General features: G+C 33.4%; 11 protein-coding genes. 3 read left to right on the top strand and 8 right to left on the bottom strand.

Annotated features, from left to right (window positions below; all coding sequences use genetic code 11):
* Positions 1 to 75: 75 nt before the first annotated feature.
* A complete protein-coding gene (locus HOG71_17035) occupies positions 76 to 957 on the bottom strand; it encodes a TAXI family TRAP transporter solute-binding subunit (protein MBT5992553.1) in 882 nt (293 codons plus the stop codon).
* Positions 958 to 1,192: 235 nt separating this feature from the next.
* On the opposite strand from HOG71_17035, the gene HOG71_17030 reads away from it, so the two are divergent.
* From HOG71_17030 to HOG71_17020, 3 genes are all read left to right on the top strand, one after another.
* Positions 1,193 to 3,031 (top strand): T9SS type A sorting domain-containing protein, encoded by a 1,839-nt coding sequence (locus HOG71_17030; GenBank protein ID MBT5992552.1) that lies wholly within the window; start codon positions 1,193 to 1,195, stop codon positions 3,029 to 3,031.
* Between the two features lie 70 nt (positions 3,032 to 3,101).
* Positions 3,102 to 5,387: a tetratricopeptide repeat protein gene (locus HOG71_17025; protein ID MBT5992551.1), complete on the top strand. Its 2,286-nt coding sequence runs from the start codon at positions 3,102 to 3,104 to the stop codon at positions 5,385 to 5,387.
* Positions 5,388 to 5,484: 97 nt separating this feature from the next.
* On the top strand, positions 5,485 to 6,078 hold the full coding sequence (locus HOG71_17020; GenBank protein ID MBT5992550.1) for a phosphohydrolase: 594 nt from the start codon (positions 5,485 to 5,487) through the stop codon (positions 6,076 to 6,078).
* Between the two features lie 70 nt (positions 6,079 to 6,148).
* Here the strand turns inward: HOG71_17020 and HOG71_17015 are convergent, their stop codons facing one another.
* From HOG71_17015 to HOG71_16985, 7 genes are all read right to left on the bottom strand, one after another.
* Complete coding sequence (locus tag HOG71_17015) at positions 6,149 to 9,205, bottom strand: efflux RND transporter permease subunit (GenBank protein MBT5992549.1); 3,057 nt, start codon at positions 9,203 to 9,205, stop codon at positions 6,149 to 6,151.
* A 7-nt stretch (positions 9,206 to 9,212) separates the two neighbouring features.
* Positions 9,213 to 10,244: an efflux RND transporter periplasmic adaptor subunit gene (locus HOG71_17010; GenBank protein ID MBT5992548.1), complete on the bottom strand. Its 1,032-nt coding sequence runs from the start codon at positions 10,242 to 10,244 to the stop codon at positions 9,213 to 9,215.
* A 10-nt stretch (positions 10,245 to 10,254) separates the two neighbouring features.
* Positions 10,255 to 11,616, bottom strand: a complete 1,362-nt coding sequence (locus HOG71_17005; GenBank protein ID MBT5992547.1) for a TolC family protein — start codon at positions 11,614 to 11,616, stop codon at positions 10,255 to 10,257.
* The gene (locus HOG71_17000) at positions 11,609 to 12,253 is read right to left on the bottom strand and encodes a TetR/AcrR family transcriptional regulator (protein MBT5992546.1); all 645 of its coding nucleotides are present in this window, start codon (positions 12,251 to 12,253) and stop codon (positions 11,609 to 11,611) included. Before HOG71_17000 ends, HOG71_17005 begins: the two co-directional genes overlap by 8 nt.
* Positions 12,254 to 12,397: 144 nt before the next feature.
* Positions 12,398 to 13,609 carry a hypothetical protein gene (locus HOG71_16995; GenBank protein MBT5992545.1) on the bottom strand — a complete coding sequence of 404 codons (1,212 nt, stop codon included), beginning with the start codon at positions 13,607 to 13,609 and terminating at the stop codon, positions 12,398 to 12,400.
* Positions 13,610 to 13,777: 168 nt separating this feature from the next.
* Positions 13,778 to 17,071, bottom strand: a complete 3,294-nt coding sequence (locus HOG71_16990; protein MBT5992544.1) for a cyclic nucleotide-binding domain-containing protein — start codon at positions 17,069 to 17,071, stop codon at positions 13,778 to 13,780.
* Positions 17,072 to 17,330: 259 nt separating this feature from the next.
* A complete protein-coding gene (locus HOG71_16985; protein MBT5992543.1) occupies positions 17,331 to 24,266 on the bottom strand; it encodes a T9SS type A sorting domain-containing protein in 6,936 nt (2,311 codons plus the stop codon).
* Positions 24,267 to 24,660 lie beyond the last annotated feature (394 nt).

Here is a 24,660-nt window from a genome sequence, read left to right as displayed (position 1 = left end):
ACAGATCTCTTTTTTATTATACCTTTACTTAACATATATTTTTTTACACCAATGATATTAATCTTTATTTTGGTATCATTGGTGTTTTATCAACATTCGACTTTGAACAACTTCAATATAAACTTTGTCTTTTGCCGATTCCTTCGAAATATCACTAATCATTATCACTTTAACCCCAAATGTCTCAATATCTTCCTTCAGCCAATGATAAGTGCCAGCAGGAACTATGGTTGGAACATAATAATCGACCAGACTTTCCTCAGTAATAGGAATAAATTTTAGCTTTTCAAAAGTAGGGGATAAACTATTTAAACTCATCACAGGGGCTGATCCTACAAAAAAGAAAGCATCAATTTGCTTATTTAATAAAGCAGGCATGGCATCTTTGAATGATAATTCAAAATCAATCCATTCGATACCTGTTTTTTCTTTTATAAATCGAGTTGTAACCTGAGTACCTTGTCCTTCCGCACCAATTGCAACTCTTTTCTTTTTCAAGCCGTTGAGGTTTTTTATTTTATTTTCCTTTAATGTTATACAATGGATTTCTTCCAATCCTAATGGTAGCAAAACAAAAATGCTATCAGTGCGCTTGGAGTATTTTTTGATATCCTTGAGTTGCTCATTAATTAAAACATCGTATTGCATAAAGGCAACCATGCAATCATCCGATTTTGTCAAACGCTTGAAATTATGCTGACTACCTTTTGAAGTTAATAATTTTACCATTGGGCTGCTATTTCTTTCGAGTGAAATAGAGTCATTCCCTTGCCAACCTGTCATGTAGATTGTATCGTACGAAATCATTTTTCCAGAAACCTCTTTTATATCATTACCCATTTCATAATAAGAGCCTCTTAAAAAACCAGTTAGCAAATCAACCTGGGAAAAAGCATTTCCAACAAAAGAAAACACTATAACTACAATTAATAAAGTTGATAATTTAGCATGCTTCATATTTTTGACTTTAATTGTTTGTTGTAAAATGTCTGAACTCTTATAAGTCAGTTATTTATGTTCATTATTATGCAAATATAATAAATAGCATGTGAAAGGTAATTTTAAAATTAATTATTTTATTGCAATAGAATTATTTTTAACAATATCATTGAAAAGATTATTCTATTAATAATTTGATTTTTGTTATTTTTGATTACAACTATTATTAAATCTAAAACATAATTAAAACATCATGAAAAGAATTTTTACACTCGGCTTAGTTATGATTGTCATGTCGATTTCAGTCAATCAAGTGAATGCGCAATGTCTTGGAGATACTATTTCACAATACACTGGTTTATATGGATATGTTGATGCCATGGGGGTTTCAGCTAGTGGATACGTGGCTACAGCTCATATGGGAGCCATATCGCTATATGATGGTGTATCATGGACCAATCATACAGTTACAGGCGCAAATGAGGTTGGAGATATTGCAGTAGATGATAATAAGAAGGTATATATAGGTACCCATTATTTTGGATTTATAGTCTGGGAAAACCCGACTACTTATACGGTTTATGATACCAATGATGGATTGCATAGTATGGAAATGGCAGGTATAAAAGTAGCCCCTGATGGAAAGGTCTGGATAGGTAGTTTTGGTGGTGGATGTTCTTATTTCGATGGAACTTCTTTTACTAAATTCAACTCTACAAATGGTTTAGCTGATGATTATGTAGTTGATTTTGCATTTGATGATGCTGGTAACGTATATATTGCTAATTATAATGGACAAATAAGTGTGTATGATGGTAGTGGCTTTACAATTATTACCCCTCCCGATGTAAACGAAGTTAATGGCGTAGCCTATGATGGAAATGGAGGACTGTGGGTAGCTGCTTATTCTCATGTTGCTAATTCATTTCTCATGCATTATGATGGAACAAATTGGAATTCAATCGCTTATCCAATGCAAACATATCCTTCACACATTGAATCAGATATGAGTGGTAATGTATGGATAGGTGCATGGAATGGCTGTTTTAAGTTTGATGGAAGCAGATGGAAAGTTTATACAACCAACGAAGGTTTATATGATAATCAGGTTTCGGGCTTAGGCATTAATGATTTTGATGAAGTATGGGTTGCAGGTAGTGATGGATTATCACTTTTAGGTGAATATAGTGAAGTGAAAGGTGCGGTAAAAGCTGGAGGAAATGGTGTCTGGGAAGGTTATGCTAAGCTCTACAAGAAAACCAATAGTGTAAAAAAATATGCACAATATGATTCAGTTGGTTTGTCAGGTGGTAATTACATATTTACCAATGTACCAGTTGGAAGTTACATTATTCAAGCAGTTGGCGATCCAGCAAAAGGTTATGAAGGCTATACTGGGACATATTTGGGTGATGTTGAGTTGTGGTCAGCAGCAAAAGTTATTAATGTCGCATTCTGTGATACCACCTACACCAATATTGATATAGATCTTATTGCGAAAGTAGTTGTTCCTCCAGGGAAAGGTTACATCAGCGGACATGTTAAATCAGCAGATGGAACAAGGGCCGGTTCAGAACCTATTAAAGATGTGGATGTTACCTTGCGTAAAGTTCCAGGTGGAGTTGTCAAGCAAACCAAAACTAATGATAACGGATTTTATGATTTTGATGCACTTGGAAATGGAGTGTATGGAATTATTATTGATTTACCTGGTTTAAAACTAGATACCATACGAACCGTTGAAATTACGGATACTGATACGACCTATGAAGATCAAGATTATGAAGTAGATTCCACCGGAGTTCATGCAGGAGATTTTAGCTCAATTGATGACTATCAAATAGTATCAGGTTCTATTGTTTATCCAAATCCAACAAATGGTTTACTCAATGTACATTTTACCAGTTCGATTGATGGACCGGTTACGATTGAATTGTTAAATATTAATGGAGCCTTAATTTATCAGAACAAAATTGATAAAAAGGGAGATTTAACAAATCAAATTGATATATCAGATTATCCTAAAGGAATATATTTATTGAAGTTGCAAGGTGGGAAATCAATGAAAATAATTAAAGTATTGCTTAAATAAGTGATTTAATTAAATAATAAAAGCAGTTGTCAAGACTGCTTTTATTATTTTTGGAAAAATAAATCGAATAATGAGGAATTCTAGTGCTGTATTCTTTTTTCTGGTATTCATTCTAATAACTCCATTGTGTTATGGGCAGAATGCTGTTGATAGTTTGCAGAATCTACTCAAAGCAGCAAATTCCAAGGAAAAAGCTGAAATTTATAATGAATTATCAACATTGCATTTGACTGATTCATTACTGCTCAGTTTTGCATATGCTGAAAGAGCATTGGACTATGCCAAACGAAATAACAACATCAAGGAAGAGTCACGAGCATATTACAATCTTGGTGACGCTTATCTTGAAGATAATAATCACGAAAAGGCATTAGCGCACTATAACAAGTGTATTGAAATCCGCAAAACAACAAAGGAGTATGCTAGTATTTCAGAAGCATATAATGGGAAAGGATCGGTTTATTACCGCTTAGGTGAGTATGAAACTGCAATTGAATTCTTTAATAAAGCGGTTGAATTTGATCGTAAAGGAAATGATTTTGAAAGCGAATCCAGTCGATTAAATAATATTGGCATTTCCTATAAAAAATTGGGCAAATTAGACAAAGCACTTGAATATTACGAGATAGCTTTAGAAATTGATGAGAAAAATAATTATGAAGGAAATATTGCCAATGATTTAAATAATATTGGAGCCATTTATAAAGCATGGGGGAAATACGATCAGGCAATAGCCTATTATAAACGTGCCCTTGAAATTGATAAGAAACTTGAAAAGCATGAGGATATCGCAATCGAGCTAAATAATTTAGGCATGGTATATTATTCCATGGGGCAATACGACAAATCTGTCAGCTATTATCAGGAAGCACTCAATGTGGTTAAATTATCAGGTGATGATAGGCAAGTTTCAAATTATTTAACAAATATTGGATCGGTTTACGATACATGGGGGCAATACGAAAAAGCGCTTGAATATTATAATAATGCACTGGAGCTTGATAAAAAATTAGATTTACAAGCCAATGTGGCCGGTGATTTAAACAACATAGGTTCAGTTTATTTTACACTGAAAGAATATGATGAAGCTGTTAAGTATTATGAAGAATCATTGCAGATTTTTGAGCGCATGAAACAAGAAGGGGCAGTAGCTTATTTGCTAAATAATATAGCCTCAGTTTACAAAGCATGGGAACAATATGAAAAAGCATTTCATTATTATGAGCGAGTGCTGGAAATTGACAAAAAGCTAAATCGTGTTGATGAAATTGCAAAGGATCTGGATAATATTGGACTTTTATATGTAGCTATGGGTAACTATCCAAAAGCACTTGATTATTACAAGCAAGCTTTGGAGATGGCAGAGTCTATTGAGGCTAAACCCGTTATTTTGAGTACATACAATTATCTTTCAGATGTTTACGACAAACTCGGTGATTATAAAGAAGCATTATCCTACTATCGAATGTATACCAGCTTAAAGGATACCATTTTTAATGAAGAAAAACACAAGCAGTTTGCTGAATTCCAAACAAAATATGAAACAGAGAAAAAAGAAGCACAAATTATAATTCAGCAAACTGAAATTGATAAGCAGGAAGCTGAAAATAAACGTCAGAAAGCGATAATTATATCGGCAGGCATAGTTTTACTGTTAGTCATATTTATGGTCATTAATGTGTCGAGAAACTTACAGCGTAAGAAACGGGATAATGAAATTATTGTGGCCGAAAAAGCTAAATCGGAAGAATTGCTTTTAAATACATTACCCTTAAAAGTGGTAAATGAATTAAAAGAGAAGGGCAAGAGTGAACCTGAGGGCTTTGAAAATGTGACCGTGTACTTTAGTGATATTGTTGGGTTTACAGATGTTTCTGCAACCTTGGAGCCTAAACTTTTAATTGCTGAATTGAATGACATATTCACCGCATTTGATGATATTATGGTTAAGAATGAATGTGAACGTTTAAAAACAATCGGTGATGCTTATTTAGCAGTATGTGGAATGCCTGAAAAGAATGAAAATCATGCTTTTAATATGGTTAATGCTGCTACTGAAATTGTCGAATATTTAGAAAATAGAAACACGAGTTCTCAGATTGAATGGAGAATCCGTGTTGGAATTCATTCCGGTAAAGTTGTTGGAGGCATTGTAGGTGTGCGAAAATATATTTATGATGTGTTTGGAGATACAATTAATACAGCTTCGAGAATGGAAAGTAATGGAGCTCCCATGCGGATCAATGTATCAAAAGTAACGCACGATTTGCTAAAAGATAAGTTTAGTTTCACCGAAAGAGATGAAAAAGTAGTGAAAGGAAAAGGTAAGATGCAAATGTTCTTTCTTGATAAATAATGGATAATTAATGATATCCACGACTGTAGATAAATTTTTTTAACGACAAAGTGAAATAAACTAACTTTGCCACAATTAAAGAGAAGCTGCCTCAAAAATGCAATATTCCCAAGTAAAAGAATACATGCTTAATAAGCTCGAGAAGGAATTAAACCACGAGCTTTATTACCATGGTGTTCATCATACCATAGATGTGATTGCATCCTGCAAGCGACTATCCGAAAGCGAAGGTATTAATGCAAATGATTTGCTTTTGTTACAAACAGCAGCAGTTTTCCACGATTCTGGATTTTTAGAGACCTATAAAGGGCATGAAGAAGTATCTTGCCGCTACGCAGGTGAAATGCTTCCCGGTTATGGTTATAGAGCGTCAGATATTGAGAAAATTTGTGAAATGATTATGGCAACACAAATTCCCCAAAGCCCTAAATCATTTTTATCGAAAATATTATGTGATTCTGATCTTGACTATTTAGGGCGTAGTGATTTTGATCCTATTTCTAATGGTTTGTATAAAGAATTGATAGCTTATAACATGGTTCAGGATGTGAAACAGTGGAATCGGATACAGGTTAGTTTTCTCGGTAATCACAATTATTTCACAAAAACAGCCAAGGACACCAGAGAAATAAAAAAACAACAAAAACTGGATGAATTGAAACTCATTGTTGCTTCATATGATGATAACTAGTTTTTTTGTTCTTTCCTTAACTTAAACTTACGGTCTCAAATCTATTAAACATCGGATTTTTATATTCATCCTAGGTGTTCCTTTTTATCAAAGCTGCGTACAAAACCGGTACCATTACAAGTGTTAATAAGGTAGAGATCAACAATCCTCCTACGATTGTCCAACCCAAGGGTGCCCAAAGTGTTCCACCTCCTAAAGTAAGTGGCACTATACCACCTATAGTTGTTAATGTGGTTAGTATGATGGGGGTAAAGCGAGTTTCACCAGCAATTTGCAAAGATTCCAAAATGCTTTTACCCGATAACCTGAGCCTGTTAGTATAATCCACTAATATAATGGAGTTGTTGATTACGATACCTACCAGTGAAATCATGCCAACAAAAGCAGTAAATGAAAAGGAATTCCCCGTAATAACCAAAGCCCAAATCATTCCAATAAGTGCAAAAGGAAGCGCAATAAAAATAATCAAGGGTTGTGAAAAGGATTTAAATTGCAAAACCAACACGCTGAAAATAGCAATAATCGCAATAATTAACGCGATGGCCATACCGCCAAAAGTTTCGTTCCTGCTTTCCAATTCACCACCAATCTTATAATGATAGCCTTCAGGAAAGTTATATGTTGATAGGTAATCCAAAACAGGAGCCATAATTTCATCCAACACAGCACCTTCTTCAACATCTGCAATTATGCGTGCAGTACGTTCTAAATCAGTTCGTGCAATTGTATTGGGTACTTTTATTAATTCGATGGAAGATAATTGCATGATGGGAATCATCTTTCCTGTAATGGCTTTGACATATATTTTATCAAAATCGGACGGTTTAATTTTAGTTTCGAAAGGCAAACGGAGTACAATATTATAATCTTTTCCGTTTTTATCTCTGAATTTTGAAACCGACATTCCATTTATTGCTGTTCGTATTGTTTTATCAATTTCATGAATGGGAATGCCCAGCATATTTGCTTTTTCCTTGTTGATATTAAAAAAGATATCAGTTCTGCTTTTTGCAATTTCGTTGCTGATGTTTATTGTACCATCTTGTTTGCTAATTTCTTGGTTCACATCTTCAGCAATTTCCTTCAGTAAATTGAAGTCTTTTCCTGATATTAAAACTTCAATAGGAGCAGTAATGGGAACTCCTTGTTGAAATTCTTTGATCACGATTTTTACTCCTGCATAACTCCTGAAATGGATACGAAGTTCATCAACTACTTTTTTATAGCTATCCTGATCGTTTGTAGTGAGTTGAACAAATATCTCAGCATAGTTTTTTACATAACTTCTGGTCATTACATTGTAGTAAATCCGGGGATTACCGTTTCCAATATTACTGGCATAAAAGGAAACTTCATTCATTGCATCCAATTTAGCTTCAATTTGTCGGGCAACTTCATCCGTTTTATGAATATTAACATCAGGAGACAACTCTGCTCTTATCATAAATTGTCCTTTCTCAGCTTTTGGAAAAAAGCTAATAGGCAAATATTGAAAAGCAACAAAACCTGAAATTAGCAATAATCCGAATGCAATTGATAATGATAATGTCTTGTTTCTCAAAGAGAAAGATAATAGCTTTCGATAAGGTCCTTCAATAAAGTTGTTTAGATATTTATTTACATTCTTTCGCTCTTTTGTTGGTAATTCAGACCCCCCTTTGCTTTTCATAAGCTTGCTGGCTATTAAGGGAGTTAGGGTGAGAGCGATGAGTAAGGAAAAAGTAAGTGTTGCAACAATTGTAATGGGTAAACTTCGAATAAAGTATCCTGCTTTGTCAGGCATCATAATAATTGGGATAAAGGCCAATACCGTAGTAATAGTTGCGCTAATAATAGGCCAGCCAATTTCGGATGCTGCTTCAATAGCTGCTTGTTTAGGATTATATCCTTTGGAAATAAAGCGATTGATATTCTCAATCATTACAATGGAATTATCAACTAATAATCCTAAAGCAACAACTAAACCTGCTATGGATATTTGCTGCAAACCAAAACCTGAAATATCAACTACAAACAAACCCATTATAATTGAAAGAGGAATGGCAATGATTACAATTAACGCAGATTTAAATCCCAAAGCCAGCAGAATAACTAAGCCAACTAAAACAATTCCTTGTAGCAAGTTTTTTTGAAATCCATTTATCCTGTGATTGACTTCATTTTTTTGATTGAAAACTGTTTTTAGCTGAACATTCTTATCTAATTTTTGTTCAAAATCATTGATCACAGGCTCCAGATTCTCAAATAACTTGAAAATATTTAAACCCTCTTTTTGCTGAATGCATATCCAAATTGATTTTTCACCATTATAACGGGCAAAATAATTGTTGTCTTCGTAAGCATAATCTACTTGAGCAATATTTTTCAGGAAAATTAATTGACCCATATATGCATTGATAACTGTATTTCTTATTTCATCTATATACTGATAAGTTCCACTCGTTTTAATGCCAAAACTTTTATTGGACAAATCAATACTGCCACCAGGGATATTTGCATTATTGCTTTTTAAGGCATTGGAAATCTGGTCGATAGAAATATTCATTTGAGCCATTTTTTCAAAATCAAGTGAAATTCTGATTTCTTGATCAGGAGATGCTATGATTTCCGTTTTTTTGACTCCATTAAGCTTCTCAATATCCTTCTTTAACTTTTCTGCTTCATCCTTCAATGCATTGAAAGATGCTGTTTCAGATACCAATCCTAATTGTAGCATCACTACATCGGAAGATGACCAGCGAAATGTTTCAATGCTGTATACTTCTTCAGGAAGTTTGTTTTTTATCGAATTAACTTGACGAACAACTTCATCATATTTTTTTGATGCATTGGTATTGAAATCAAACTCAACACTGGTGATGGTAACACCATCTCGAATAAATGTATTAATGCTTATAATATCGTCTAATTCATTTAGCGTTTCTTCTATGGGAATTGCAACTAACTCCTCTAAATCGTTTGGATTGGCACCTGGGTAAATAGTATATACTGATGCTCCGGGTACGGTCATTTCCGGATTTTCAGTACGGGGCATAAATAAATAGGAATTAATGCCGGCAATGGTAAATAGAATGAACAATAAAATGGTGAACCGATAGTTATCTATGGCCAGTTTTGGAATCAACATGATTTTGCTAGTTAATAATTTCAATAATAGACGATTCATCCACATAGGTTGAACCTTCTGTTATAACTTGAGCGCCTTCAACTATACCTTTTTCCACATAAATAAATTGATCATCGAAGGAAACGATATCTAGTGTGGACTTTCGCACTGTATTATTTTCAATCAGCATGAATACTGCTTTTGAAGCCTCTAATTCAACAAGTGCATCAATTGGTATCGCAAATAACTCCTTTTTTTGAGCTGGATAAATATTAATCTTTGCGATAAATCCAGAGCGTAATTCTGCATCATTTTTATCTATAGCAAGTTCAATTTCATATGTTCCAGAATAGGGATCAGCCATAGAAGCAATTTCAATAATGTGAGCGGTGAATATTATTTTAGGATATGCATCCACATATATTTGAGCTGAATCGCCAATTTGAAGTTTTACAATGTCTTTATCTGTGATATTGGTTCGTACAATCCAGCTCTCACCTTTTGGCGCGAATAGAAACACAGGATAGCCAGGTCCTACAATTTCGTTGGTTTCGTTTAATTTTTTCAGGATTATACCATTTTCAGGGGCTTTTATTGTGGAATATTTTAAATTAAATTGGGCAATTTGTGCATTTGTCTTTGCATAATCCAATGCTGTTTTTACATTTTGAAACTGTTCCAAAGTTGCCACACTATCTGTATAAAGATTTTTTACCCGATTGTAATCTCGCTGTGCTTTTTCAACAGCAAAATTTGCCTGATTATGGTGTACTTGTATTTCTGAGAGGTTCAGACTAGCAAGGACTTGTTCTTTGTTCACAGGTTCTCCTTCCTTCACTAAAATATGTTGGATAAGTCCGCCTGTTTTAAAGCTGAGTTTTATTTCTTTTTGCGAATATACCTTTCCACTACTGTGTATGCTCTTGTTCAGAAACACTTTTTCAATCGTAACAGTTTTGACTTTTATGGGATCTATTTCTTTTTCCACTTCTGCTTTTTGTTGACAGCTACTGATAATTAAGATTATCAAAAAAGGGATATAACATGCATATTTTTTCATTGTGTTTCTATTAATCTGTAATAATTGTTGTTCCAGCCACTTTTTCCAATTCAACCAAAGAAATAAGTAAATCGTATTGAAGCAAAAGCAATTGCTTTCTTGCTCTATTCGTGGTGTTTTGTGAATCAAGATATTCCAGCAGACTGACGAGTCCTTCTTTATGCTTCTTGTTAATAATTTTGAAACTTTGAGTGGCAGCTATTAATTCTTGAGTTGCTGCAGTGCGTTTATTATTGATGCTTTCCACGTCATAATAAGCATTCATTAACTGCAGTTCAATTTGAGCTTTTAATTCTTTTTCTCGTAAGGATAAAATTTCCTGATCAATTTTTGTTTGCTGTGTTTTAGATGCATTTTGAAACCCTTTAAAAATATCCCAGCTCAAAACCAAAGATGCCATAGCAAAATCACTTTCATTATTAAATGCATATTTTTCTCCTTGAAAACCATAATCAACAACTGCAATGATGTTTGGTGTTGCATTATATTGATCCATTTTGAGTTTGTAATTGAGAATTTGACTGTATTTATTTAACTGGGTTAATTCTTCTCGTGTACTTAATGCTGATTTTTGCAAATGATCCATTGGCAATACTTCCGTATTTTGTGATGCTGATTCGTTTGTTATTTCAGAATCCAATGGTTTATTGAGTAAAAAGTTAAAATAGGCTTTGGTCATTTGTATTCCTTTATCCGCTTCTGAAAACTCTTGATCAAGTTTGCTGATTTCAGCCTGTGAGCGATAAATATGATCAATAGTTACTTTGTCGTTTTTGTATAAACTTTCGTTAACACGAAGATTCTCATTCAAAAGCAACTTGATATCTTCCAGCAATAGCTTGTATTGACTTGCTTTTTGAAAATTGTAATATGCAATCTTAATTTCTGCTACCAAATTCTTTTTGTATAGGTCAAGGCTAATTTGAGCAGATTCACTTAGTTTGTTTTGGATTTTCTGATTGAAATATATCTGTGGATTAAAGAGTGGTTGAATCAACCTGATTTTTGTTTCCTGCTCTTTTGGCCTGTAAAAAGGAAATTCTTCATTGTCTAAAACAATGGGCGGATCAGTTGGAAATCCATGGAGCTGATATAAATTGTTTAAGTTGGCATAAACAGGGTTCAATAAATCGCCAATTGGAAACTCAATAATACGTCCACCTGTAGAAAGTGAATAGCGTGCATCTAATGTTATAGTAGGGTAGAAGAGGCCTTTTGCTTCCTTTAGCACTAACAAGCTTTTTCTATAATCTGCTTCTTTTTGCTTGATGGCCAGATTGCTTTCCAAGCCATATTCAACATATTCATCCAGTACTTGCGCATGTGTTTGAAAACAGAAAAGTAAGAGACTAAAAAGGAGTAATTTATTCATGATTTGCTTCATTATTAATAATTCCATTTAGTAAAACATTAAACTGATTTTCAATCATTTCAGATTTATCCAGTTCAAAAACATCCAATAGTTTCCCACGCAGGGCAACAAATTCAAGAAATCCATTAAGTTGTGACCAAAGTATGAACGTCAGTGCGTTGGGATTGATATCTTGTCGAATACTTTTATCGTCTTGTCCTTGTTGAATTGTTTGACTTACAATGATAAGTGGAGAATCTTTTTCAAGTATTTTACCTTTCTTTTCATCTGCTATTTTATCAAATTTTGTAGCATGAAACTCCATCATTACCTGAAAATAACTGTAATGCTTCTCAAAGAATTCAATATAAGCTTTGCCAATACTTATTATATTTTGAAGACCATTTTTTGTTTCGGATAAATGTTTCTTAAACAATTCAGTCATGATAGTCATCCCCCTGATAATAATGGCATAATGCAGGTCTTCCTTGTTTTTAAAATACAAGTAGAGAGTTCCTTTGCTTAGCTCAGCTTCATGTGCAATATCATCCATGGTGGCAGCATCAACTCCTTTTTTAAAGAATACTTTCTCGGCTGCATCAATAATATCATTTAATCTGCGTTCTCGATCGCGGACTTTACGTTCAGTTATACCCATAATTTATTTCATATTTACAAAACTGACTGACAGTCATTTAATGTGCGAATATATAATTAATATATTAGAGTGTAAAGTAAATTGTTGATGAACTCCTAAAAACAATAAGAGATGCCACCTAGTTTTGCTGTAAGTCTTTAGGATTCAATAAATCAAATTAAACCCCAAACCTGTTTGAATATCGGGTGCATTATCAACACGGAAATCCTCTCGTAAATAAGCTGAAAACGAATATTTTCCTTTAGACATGGAGATGAAAAAGTTATTGCATGTTAAGGTTTTAAATAAGTGAGAAATAGAATAGTGCCAATGACTGCTTATTTTTTCACCCTTCATCACCATCGAATTAAAGTCGTCTATATTATTATATGCACTTTGCTTAAAGTATGTTGTACCTATGGCAAAATTCCAATTTCTATTCATTTGTTTTTGATAACAAAATAGTAGTTCAGCGCTATATAAATATGGATTGCTGCTAAGTTCAATTCCTGGCCTAAACATGAGGACTTTTTGCTGTAAAGCTCCAGCACTTAATCCAATTTGTATTTTGTCATGCTTTTTAAACAGGAATTGTTTATTGATACTTGCATTAATGCCGAAATCCATTGATGGGTTAATTTCATTGATGTTAAATCCCGATTGCAATCCAATTGTTAGATGTATGTTTTTTTCATTGAGTGATTTTATGTTTGGATAATAGAAGTAAGAGAATTCGATTCCAGAAAATAACTGATTACCTCTACCTAAAATCATTGTTTTGCCAAATTGATCTGTATAGCTAATTCGTGTTTTATTTAAGCCATAGCATTTTCGTGCAAAGCAATCATCGTCATTTGCAATATTTGAGTGAATCCATTCAATAAAAGCATCATTAGTGACAAAAGATAGAGGGAACTTTCCTGCATCTAATGAAAAAAAACGGGTATTTATTTTTAATTCTTGCTTTTGAGAAATCGGAATATCCAGTCTAATTTGATAAAGCCTGATGATTGCATCTGCATGTAGTTCAATAAATTTTGATGGAGAGTTTAGTTCATCGAAATGCCAATGTCTCTTGTGCCAAACATAAGCTGCTAGATTTTTTTTGTCGGATTCATTCAACGGCATATAACCTTTAACTTGAGGCAACCACACATTCCCATTTGATATATATACGAAAAATGATTTTTTCATGGGTGGTTTCAGCTGGAAATTATGATTCATCCTTGACATGAGAATACCAAGAGGATGGGTTGATAATGTATTTGGGAAGAAAATTGGACTATCATTTTGTAATAAGTCGTTCACTAAACTACTGTCCGTTTGTGCAAAACAGTTTCCACTTACTAAAAACAATAAAATCAAAATATACTTCATAGAAATTTGCAGACAATAAAGTATTAAATGGGCAAATTAGTTTAGGAAGTAGGAATGGATTGTGTATCCAGCAATTGTAAATATAAGAATATTTTATATTTTAGTATAAATATCTGAGAATCAATAATCAGATAAACTATGAAATGAAGATGTCGTTTAGCTGTCCATTTATTTTTTCAATCCAGCAATTACGTCATTTTGATTTCTAATTCTGCGACAAAGGATTTTAAGAATTCCTTTAGCGACTTCCATGCGTTCCGACATCAATTCATAAAATGCTTCCTGATCAAGGCGCAGTAATAATGTGTCTTTTGATGCCTTGGCAGAAGCGGAGCGGGGTTCTGGATCAAGTAGTGCTAATTCCCCAAAGAAATCACGATTTTTAAGTACAGCAAGACTTAGGTCGCCATCATGGATGTTTACTTCACCTTCGTTAATAATATACATACAGGTTCCCATGTCGCCTTTAGTGAATATGCTTTGCCCTTCTTCAATACGTTCTTCCTTAATAATGTTGGCAATATCCACTAAAATGTTTTCCGGGGTTTCAGTAAACAAACTGGTGCTTTTTAAAATAATCACCTTTTCGATATCAAGAAGGCTTCCATGCGAACTGTTTTCCATAAGTGATTCAAATTTATTGTTTTCGATATATCCTTCCAAAACATTACTGTTGAATGTTGCGTTTTGGTTGATACGGAAAAGTGTGTTTTGGGCTGCTTCACTAAGTAATTTGTTCTGGTTATCCAGATAAGGTAAGAGGAGTGGAGTAAGTTCAAATTTAACGAAATCAAGTATTGATATGATGGCTGAAACTTGTGTCCATCGATTGAATTTATTGTCTTTTTCCCGCAATATGGTTTCGGGAATAGATACTAATTCGGATGCTACTTTAACTTTAAACACGTCCAGTTTTTTCACTCTTTCATCCAAAGGCATATCTTCGAATATAACAGACAACTTGATTGCCATTTTTTTGCTAATCAAATTATCAATTATCTCGAGTGCATTGGCTTTACGTTCTGAAAAATCTGCCAGCAAGCCTTCTCTGGCTTTATACACAGTTCGCGTATCGTATAGGAAAGAAAGTAAATTAAAGAGGTTCTCCTTAACGATTAGCAATTCAATATCCAATGCAGTAACAAGTCTCTTATTTAAAGATTTTTGTTGATTGAGGATGAAAATTGCCTGATATAGCCAACTAGCCTGATTGAACTGATCATCAAATTTGTTTCGAATCAGAGAATCGTCACCAGACACTTTATAATTCGATTTCCGCAAACTAATCAATGCTTCATTCTGGATTTTACAAACACTAAAGTTCATAAATTTCAATAATATCTGCTGTGCGTGTGGACTGGCAATATTGCCCAAAACTCTACACAATCTTACAATTTGTGATATATGATATTCCTTAGCAGGTAATTTGTCAGCAAAAGTTTGAATATAACTTGTGCTCACATCACCAAAACTTGATAATGCCTGCATGGCCAACTCGCTATAAACTGTATGTTTTAGAAAATCAATCAAATAAGGAATAAACCTTGGGTTAAGCGATGTTGCACTTGCTTCAATGGCAGCTCGAACAAGAGCGGGATCCTTGTTTTCAAAAAAGTCTAGAATGGGTTGAAAGAAGTTTTTTATGGCTAAATCGCGTATGATATGTGCAGCAATAATATTTTCCTGCGAATTAGTTGATTGTATGAGTAAAAGTAATTGTTGACCTGCTAATACCACCGGCTCCAAATCCCCACTTTTGAGTAAACCAGTAATGGCACCTGTCCGAATGTGTGGATCTTTATCCTCAAGAAAAGGGAAAATATTGCTAAGTTCATTTTGCTCAACCATACAGTAAGCGCGAATGGCTGCTTCCCTGACCTGACTACTTTGTCCAGAAACGATGAAGGAGTATATTAATAACTCCAGACCTTTTATTTTTTCTGATTCAATTTTACTAAAAGCATATTTTTTCACCTCATCAGAGGGATGTTTGAGCAGTTCTGGTATAATGGTTTCTTCATCTTTCTCATCTAGCTTAAATAAGAGCTCGGATGAATAAATTGTTTCTTCAGGATAGGGGCTATTCAGTTTCTTTAATAGAATATTCTTAATTAGCTTGCCTTGAATGGGCATTTCTGAGCCTTCAAAGAATCGTTTTTTCACCGCATTTTGAAGCACAATAATGTATTGCCTATTGGTAATAAACACAATAACCATCCAGACAACTAAAGTGAATATCAAAAGATAACTCACCAAACCCAAATTAATTTGATCCTGAAAATAAATAAGCAAGAATAAGGTAATACCTGCTACGGCCAGAGCTATAGGATTTAAGAATCCATTCACAATAGTATGTCCGAATAAGCGTAACTTTTTACTTAAGGGTTGGATCAATGAAAAGAAAACAGGTTCAAAGATGGAGTATCTAAATAACTCAAGAGAAAAGGCAAGTGTAGCAAATAAACTAAAGAGCAAAGCTTCTTCAGCAGAGAATAAACGGTAAAAAATAATACCGGCTGTTATGATAATGAATACAATAGGTAAAAATAACAGGCTGTGTTTAATGCCTAGTTTGTCGATTATTCGTCCTGTTAAAAACATTTTGATTAAAATGGTTACTCCTTTGTTAATACCAAAGAATAACCCAAAGAAAACAGCTATTTCTTCACCTGTAGTGTATTTGTTCTGCACATTACTTAAAAAGGCAAAATCAATAAATGTGAATGAAACGATGGCAACAAAAGATAGGATGGAAAGTAAAATTATAAAGTCACTTTTAAGGTATTTCTTTAAAAGGCTTTCCGAATTATCTACTACTTTTTTTACTGTGGATTGATCAATTTTATGTTTACCATATTTTTTTATGATTTGGTTCAGGAAAAGTAAACAAACCATAAAGGCCATCGCTGCAATAAGGATTAGATTTTTATTCCCAATAAGCGGAACTAAAGCTGGTACCGAAAAATAACCCAAAAGCTTGGCTGATACTTCTCCTGAACTTACTAAGCCAAAAAGACGCTTGCTTTGTCTTACATCTAATAACATGGCTGATAAACCCCAAAATTCAAGATAGTTTAGCAAAGAAGTTACCCTATACCACATCATCATGGCAAATGCAATCCATAAACTTTCTGAGAATTGCAATCCAATGCGAATACCTAATATGCTGACAACCAATAATCCTAATGAAAATTGCAATAATCGTTTAACCGAATAGCGTTTCTCAATATATGAATAGAGACTGCCAATGAATAATAAGAGGACTGCAGAAAGTATGTAAACTAAAGGAAGCGATTTGACTGAAGCCTGAGCCAGAAATATAGCATTGGCTGCTGTAAAGAAAAGTGCCAAACCCACACCCTGAAAGAAATTATGAAAGAACAGTAATTTGACAAAGCCAAATTCGCTCTTTTTTACATTCAGGACCTTTTCTAAATCAATTTTAGAAAACAGTTTGGACAAAATTGTTAATTTTAATGATTAGCGTGTACAATTAATAAAGTAAAAATAAGATTATTAAAAGCATCTGTGAAATAAAAAATAAGTCAAATAGGGATGCTGCAATAAATAGGTTAAAAATTTGAGATAGTACAGAAACATATTTTCATTCATTACCATGTGATATTTGTATGTAGTGATCTCAATAAACTTATTGACAGAATGCTGTCTAGTAGGTAATTACATATTACTGAAATACTAATTGAGTTAATTTCTTAGTACTTTACTGTTTCACAAATTTGAATACGCTCAACTTACCATCTTTAACTATGCTAAGGAAGTAGGTACCCCTGCATAACTGTCTGGTATCTATTTTATTTGTTTCGTAGCACATTTCATGATTACTGATGAGTTTTCCAGAAGATGAATAGATACTTAGTTCAAGCGGATGCTGAATTTTAGTTTTAGAAATAATATTCAAATAATCAGTTACTGGATTTGGGAAAATATGCAATTCAGTATTTGAAAAGGATTCATACATACCAATTAGTGAGTCGAAATGAATATTAATTGAGTCGTAGTTTGGGCAGCCATCTTTTTGAACTATTACCCAGACTGTTTTTGTCTGTGCATAGGGCGATTGGATCAATACTGTATCTTTATTTCCTCCATCCGACCATTGATAGCTGTCAAATCCTTGGCCAGCACTCAGCAGAATTGATTGATTGGTTTTTAAGCTGGTGTCATTGCCTAAAAATACGTAAGGAGAAGGCTTAACTAATATACTATGGCTTGTTGTGTCGTTACAATCATTTTCTGATATTGCTACTAACATGACGTTGTATTTACCAGCCAGACTATACTTGTAATTGACATCTTTTTGCCTTGAAACGCCACCATCATCAAAAAACCAATAATACTGAAGTGTTGCCTGACTCAGTGAACTTGCATTGAAAAAACTAAAATTATTCTCATTCAAACACTGAGTATCCTTATTAACCAGAAAACCAGATTGTGGGGAAGAGAATAGTTTTAAACTATCATAATGCGTAGTATCACTACAGCCATTATCTGCAAAAATAACAAGTTTGACAGGATAGATGCCAGTAGTTTTGTACAAATGCTCAGGCTGATTGAAGAGTGAATGATCGCCATCTCCAAAATCCCAATAGGACCATATTTTGCCTCCAGTTGGAGCTATTGATGCATTGTAAAACACAAATTTGTGTTCATTCATGCATTGAGAACTATCATTAATTGTAAACTCAGCTACAGGATTTTCTCTAATAATGACAGCTTTCTCATCATATGCTGTAAAACCGCAACTATCAGTCACTTGGACAGAATACCTGCCTGATGAGTCGATGGTTAATTGTTGTGCAGTAGAAATGGTGTCTGACTGCAAGTCATATTTCCAATTATACTTAAAACCTGGTCCTGCACCTGCATCAAGAATAAGGGGAGTAATGAGACAAAAATTGGTGTCAATCCCTAAATTTACATGAGGAACTTTATTAACATGGGCATAAACGGAATCTCTTTCTGATCGGCATAACACGCCTTTGGAATAATAAACAATTCCATTCCATGTTTTCTGTTTTTCAAAATAAGCATCAAAGGGGTAATAACTCATAATTCCACAAGATATCTTCAAGTCAGAATTTGAAAAAGATAGAGCTCCTTCCGTTGAGTATAGTAAAAAATCTGGATTCGTTGAACTTATATAAATGGCTACATATTCTCCTTCTTTTACTTTTATATTTCCGAATGATACAGGAGTATATTCATTTTGACCTCTTGAAATCATGGTATCCAGTCCTACTAATGTCCATGCATTTGAGTCTTTTTCATAATTGGTAAATGTTCCATATTTGTAATATACTGCAATGGGCACTGGAATGCCCTTTTTAGCGTTTATCAATACCCCAAAACTATCAATAACAAGGTCATCGTTTAACGCTTTCATATTAAACATATTTCCCATACCCATCTGCAGATTGTGATTCAGGAGATAAGTTTGTAGACTGTCTGGAAGTCCACCCGTCACTCCTTCAACAAATAACATTTTGGATTTTTGCAGATTTTTCAATACATAAAAGGAATCTTCTGAAATGGGATTCGTACTATTGGCTTTATCGTACCATAAATAATTTTCAGCTTTACCACTTACTTTCAGTAATGCATCGCTATTACGGCAAATTGTGTCATGGTATATTTTTGAGATTATGGGAGCTTGAAATATCTTGAAATTATCAATATATATACTGTCGTTCACAGGATTTTGATCTGCAAAACCATTTGGATTTTTCGTTTTTATAATTGCTTCGTTTTTTAAAGTTGCGTTTAATGAATCAATACCTAAATATACTGTGACCTCTTCAAAGCTTCTTATTCTACCAAAATATTTAATGGGTTGATGAATATTGCCATTAACCGACCATTCGATTTCTACACTGTCCATTGGTTCAGATGCTTCATTAATTATTTTAGCATAGAATTCAGAAGGGCCTTCACAAGTTGTTGAAAGTGGATTTGTAAGCTGTAGCGCAGCGGCATCCAGCGCATATACATGGAGGTCATCGGCACCAACAATTGGTTTGACCTTGCTTCTAATTTCACCATCGATATCTGTGGTAACTGCAGGTAGTGGATTATTTATCCTGTATTTTCTGGGACTTAATAAATGCAGGTCGCTATCGTTTATAAAAAGAGGTAAAGCCGTAAAAGAGTTCTTATCCTTTGATGTAATTTTTTGCCAATGGTTAATATCGTTTATGCTTGTTGTACCATAAACGCCAAAGCTTGGCCCATTGGTATAAAAGATATTGTAATCTGAATTATTCAGATGACTCATGGATGCAGTATCATCTTCAACAATAATTGCATATCCTATTCCTTTATTTAAAACAATATTATTTTTAAAGTTAATGTTACCATATTTCCCAGATGATGATGATCGAAAACGAATAGCATAATTCGAATTTCCTCCACTTGATAAGAGGTTAATAGAATTGTGAAAGATATTGATATAGTTGTTGTTTAATACATACATCCCTGAAATGGAATTGCCAGAGAAAGAACTAATAAAATTATTCGCTATCAATATTCTCTCCGAAGCTGTTCCACTATTATATCTGGCATATATTCCAAGAATTGAGGATGAACCAGAATACAAAATAATTCTATTGTTGATTAACTTTGAACCATTAATGCAGGAATTGAAATTAATGCCATAATAACCATGACCACTAATTATATTGGCATCTACTATAATACTATCTTGATTGTTTACGTATATCCCTGAACTTGAGAATCCAGTAATCACATTGTCTTTTATCAAGTTTCCTTTATCTGCACCATTTAAAATGATCCCATTCCTGCAATTTTCAACATAGTTATTCACTATTTTATTGTAATTATTAAGTTGTGAAGTTGAATAAATGCCACTTATATTTAGCGTATTAGAATTTTGAAAGCCGATTTTATTGTTGCGAAAAATGTTATGATGAGAGCCATTTGTAATGTAAATGCATCTCATATCTGACACGACATTACTGCATTGAAAATTAAAATACTCAAACCTGATGTAATCGGCACCAACTAGTTGAAGGATATAATTATCGTAACTGGACAAAGAGTTGTAATGAATGATTGTTTTTGTACTGTCTTTTACTGTAGTTGTAAACGTAATTGTATTTGTGGCTGATGTTCCGATAATAGGAGGAATGCTAATTTGCTCATCATAAAAGCCAGTATCCACGATGAATACAACCGAGCCGCATATGCTTGAAGTGATGAGGTCATCAACAGCCTCTGTAAAGCTATTATAGTCTCTGGCTGAATGACCTATTGTATAGGTTCCTTTCATAGCAGGACGGAAAGAATATTTCAGCGTATCATTTCTATGATATTGGTCAGGCTTATTGATATTTAATGTGTCCACCCATATTTTTAGTTCATGGGCTTGCCTTCCAGAAAAAGTATGTGAATCAATAGTTAGTGTAAGAGTTGTGGCGGGAGGGAGATAGCAGGATATTGTTTTTATTGCCTGAACTGAATCATTGATACTCCAATATGTTTTAAGGCTTGAAATACCTTTTAAACCTACATTTCGTATCTTAATACTGATACCTGTTTTGCTATTATCGCAAGCAGTACTTGCTGAGTTCAGTTTAAGCAAAGCAACATCATATTCTTTGAAACTGTATTCATCAGCACCAATATCTGGTTGGCTTACATTTCTTGTTTCGTAATCAATATCTTTATTTATGTATGAAATTGGAGATCCTGCTCCATCCAATACTTGAGAATAAATATGCAAATTATCATTATCCAAAAACAATGGATCTGTGGATACTGAATGTGAGTCTAAGGAGCTTTTGGATTTCCATGAGCTTAAACTTAAAACATTCTGATTGTTCCATCTACCCAAGTATGTTCCTGTAGAATATAAATTGTTGTAGTCTGAACTCAATATTGAGGGCTGGTAAGGGGAATTAATGGCATATCCTCCTGAAAAATGAGTGAGATTATTATTAAGTATTTCTATGTTTGATCCACCATACAAATAAAGAGCGTTTGAGGAGCTTACAGAAGTTGACATTATCTTAACTGTATTGTTGGCAATTGTATTGTATTCTCCTCTGGAGATATAAAAACCGTTTGATGATGCATTGACATTTCCAGATAATAAAATGAAGTTGTTGTATATTTTAACTCTGGAATTTACAGTTCCAATACATTTTTCCAAATTAATACCATTAGCAAGGGTTATGTCTGTTAGTTTAATATTGTTATTGCAAATAAATACTGGACCAGAACATTGGATTAGTGATATGCCTGTTGAGTAAGAATTGATTGAACTTGAAACAATAGTATTCCCTGAAATTATAGGACTTTCCTGATATTGCATAGAGACTGCTTGGTAGGTAAAATTGGTAATTAAATTGTCTTTGATAATAATGTTTTGATTGTAGTTGTTAGAACTTTCACCTCTTAAATACAATGAATATTCACCGCCATCAATTATATTATGGATGAATGAATTGCTATCATTATTTTGTGAATTACTGAAAATGACATGAGAATAATACGGATTCAAACTTGAATTGCAGATGAGTCTGTTGTTCGAAAAGGTATTATTGTTTGCCTCCAGACTAAGTTCTATTACTTTGGGGCGATGTGATGAAGTTGATCGAATAGTCAGGAATTTAAAATGGATATAATCAGCACCTCTTAGCTCAATGACAAAATCATTTGAATAAGGGCTTGAGTATTGGATTTCGACTTTGCTGCTGTCTTTATTATATGATTCGAAAGTTATGGGATGAGTAGAAGATGCTCCTTTAATTTCAGGAATGCTAAGTTGTTCCTTGTATATTCCATCGAAAACCCTGTATTTAACAGCACCACAAACTCCCCTTTCAATTAATTCGTTTATTGCAGAAGAAAAATCAGGATAATCGGCTAAACTATCACCAATAGTGAATTCACCTGATAATGCTGTCCTTATGCCATGAACACAAAAAGTATCATTAGAAGGATTGTCATCAACATGTCCATTTGGGGAGGATGTCCATATTTTTAGAGTATAATAATTTCCATCAGAAAATGCAAAATTTCCAATAGTAACAGTTGTTTCAGCATACTTATTAAGAGACAAAGATGAAAAGGAAGCCGTTGTTTGAGAAACATCATTCACTTCCCAATTAATTGATAAACTATTCAGTGTAGAATCTCCGAAATTTTTAATTTTCACAACAATTGGATTTGATCCTGGTGCAAGAGCAGTTGGTTTAACTAGTTCGACAATCGTTACATCATATTGTGCTGGAAAAAATTCATCAGCACCAATATCAGGAGTAGAGGATCTGATTTCCCCATCAATATCTTTGTTAACTGCTGCTAATGCAATCCCCTTATTATTCAGGCCCACAGTATTAATATGTAAATCAGTGTTAGACAAAAAATGAGGATCAAGTGATACAGAGTGTAAATCTCTTCCACTATTATTCTGCCAATGAGTAAGATTAGTAAATGAAGTATTCCAATAAACCAGATTAGAGCCATTGGAGTATAAGTTGTTATAATCAGAAAACAATGAATCAGCAAAATTTGAATAATCCCTGATATACATACTATATCCACCGGCATAATTGGCAAATATGTTATTTTTTACATAGATTCCTAGATATGTAGAATTTCTTAAATATATGGCATAACTACTATATGTCGAATTTGATCGTATGCTTACTGAATTATTAGCAATTATGCAATTTGAAGAATACGTAAAATTTAATCCATATAAAGTAGCTGAACCATAACCTTGAATACTAATAAAATTATTGGCTATTAAAGTACTTTGATTACCTGAATGATAGATTCCTGTGCAAGATGAGGTTGAACTGAGATTGATTTTGTTTTGACATACTTTTCCTTCGTTTAATGTACTATAAAGGTAAATCCCAATAATATGTGAGGATTGATTTAAACTGGTAATCGTATTGTTCTCTAAAAGAAAAGAATCCTGATACCTCAAATTAATGCCGACATAATAAAAATCTTTAATAGTATTTCCAATTACGTTATTACCCGTTTCATGGTAACCATAAAATGTCAAACCATAATATCCTCCAACTATCAAGTTGTTTGTAATTGTATTGTAACAATCGATAGAACTAGAATAGGCATAAATTCCGGCTGAATAGGAAGAATTTCCATTCTCTGCATTAATTTTACAATTACTGATGATATTGTAATTAGCATTATTTGTAAGTTCTATAACTCTACCAAAAAATTTTCCGCTTGCAATAACTGTGAGTTGACGGAAAGTTAAGTAGTCACCACCGTTTAATTGAATAACATAATTAGTATTGGAATTTGAATTATTGAACTTAATATGTACGGAACTGCTATCTCCATTTGCCGATTGAAAAACTATTCGACTTGTAGCAGAAGCACCCGTAATTGAAGGAATGGATATCTGTTCATTATAACTGCCTGAATCAATATTAAAAGTAACTTGTCCACTTATTCCATAATTCTTTAAAGCAGATACTGCATTATTTAAGGAGGTGTAATTTTTGCCAGAAATGCCATTAGGATTTCCTGAAAAGTTTGACAAAGAAGGTTTAATCGTATAACTTCCATTCAATTGTGCTAAACCAAGCAGGCTACTAAATAAGAGAAAACAGAACAAGAAGGCACCTTTTATACGCATAATTCCTATTTGTATTATTCTAATTCAAGGGTTTAGTATACTTAACATGAGAATAGTAACCATGTATTTTGATATTTTATGAATGACGTATGCTGGCACTATAAAGTTGTTTCTACTTGATGAAAAATCAACATATCATTGCATATTTAATAATTTAATTTGAATATCAATTGTACCTATGATGTGAAAATTGCCACAGATTCCATTGATTTGTTTTCAGGAGAAAAATGAAGTTTATGCAAATCAGTGGCCTTAATATGAATGGTATTACAGTAAATATGTTTGTGGTATAATAAAGAATATCCGTATAATTTGATATCAAAATGTCCATTCAGGAGTTAAATTCTATAATTTGGCCCCATTGGCATTAATAATATGATTAGTGAAATATTAA

The organism is Bacteroidota bacterium (assembly GCA_018698135.1).
Classification (GTDB): domain Bacteria; phylum Bacteroidota; class Bacteroidia; order CAILMK01; family JAAYUY01; genus JABINZ01.
This window is presented reverse-complemented; position numbering and strand designations above follow the sequence as displayed.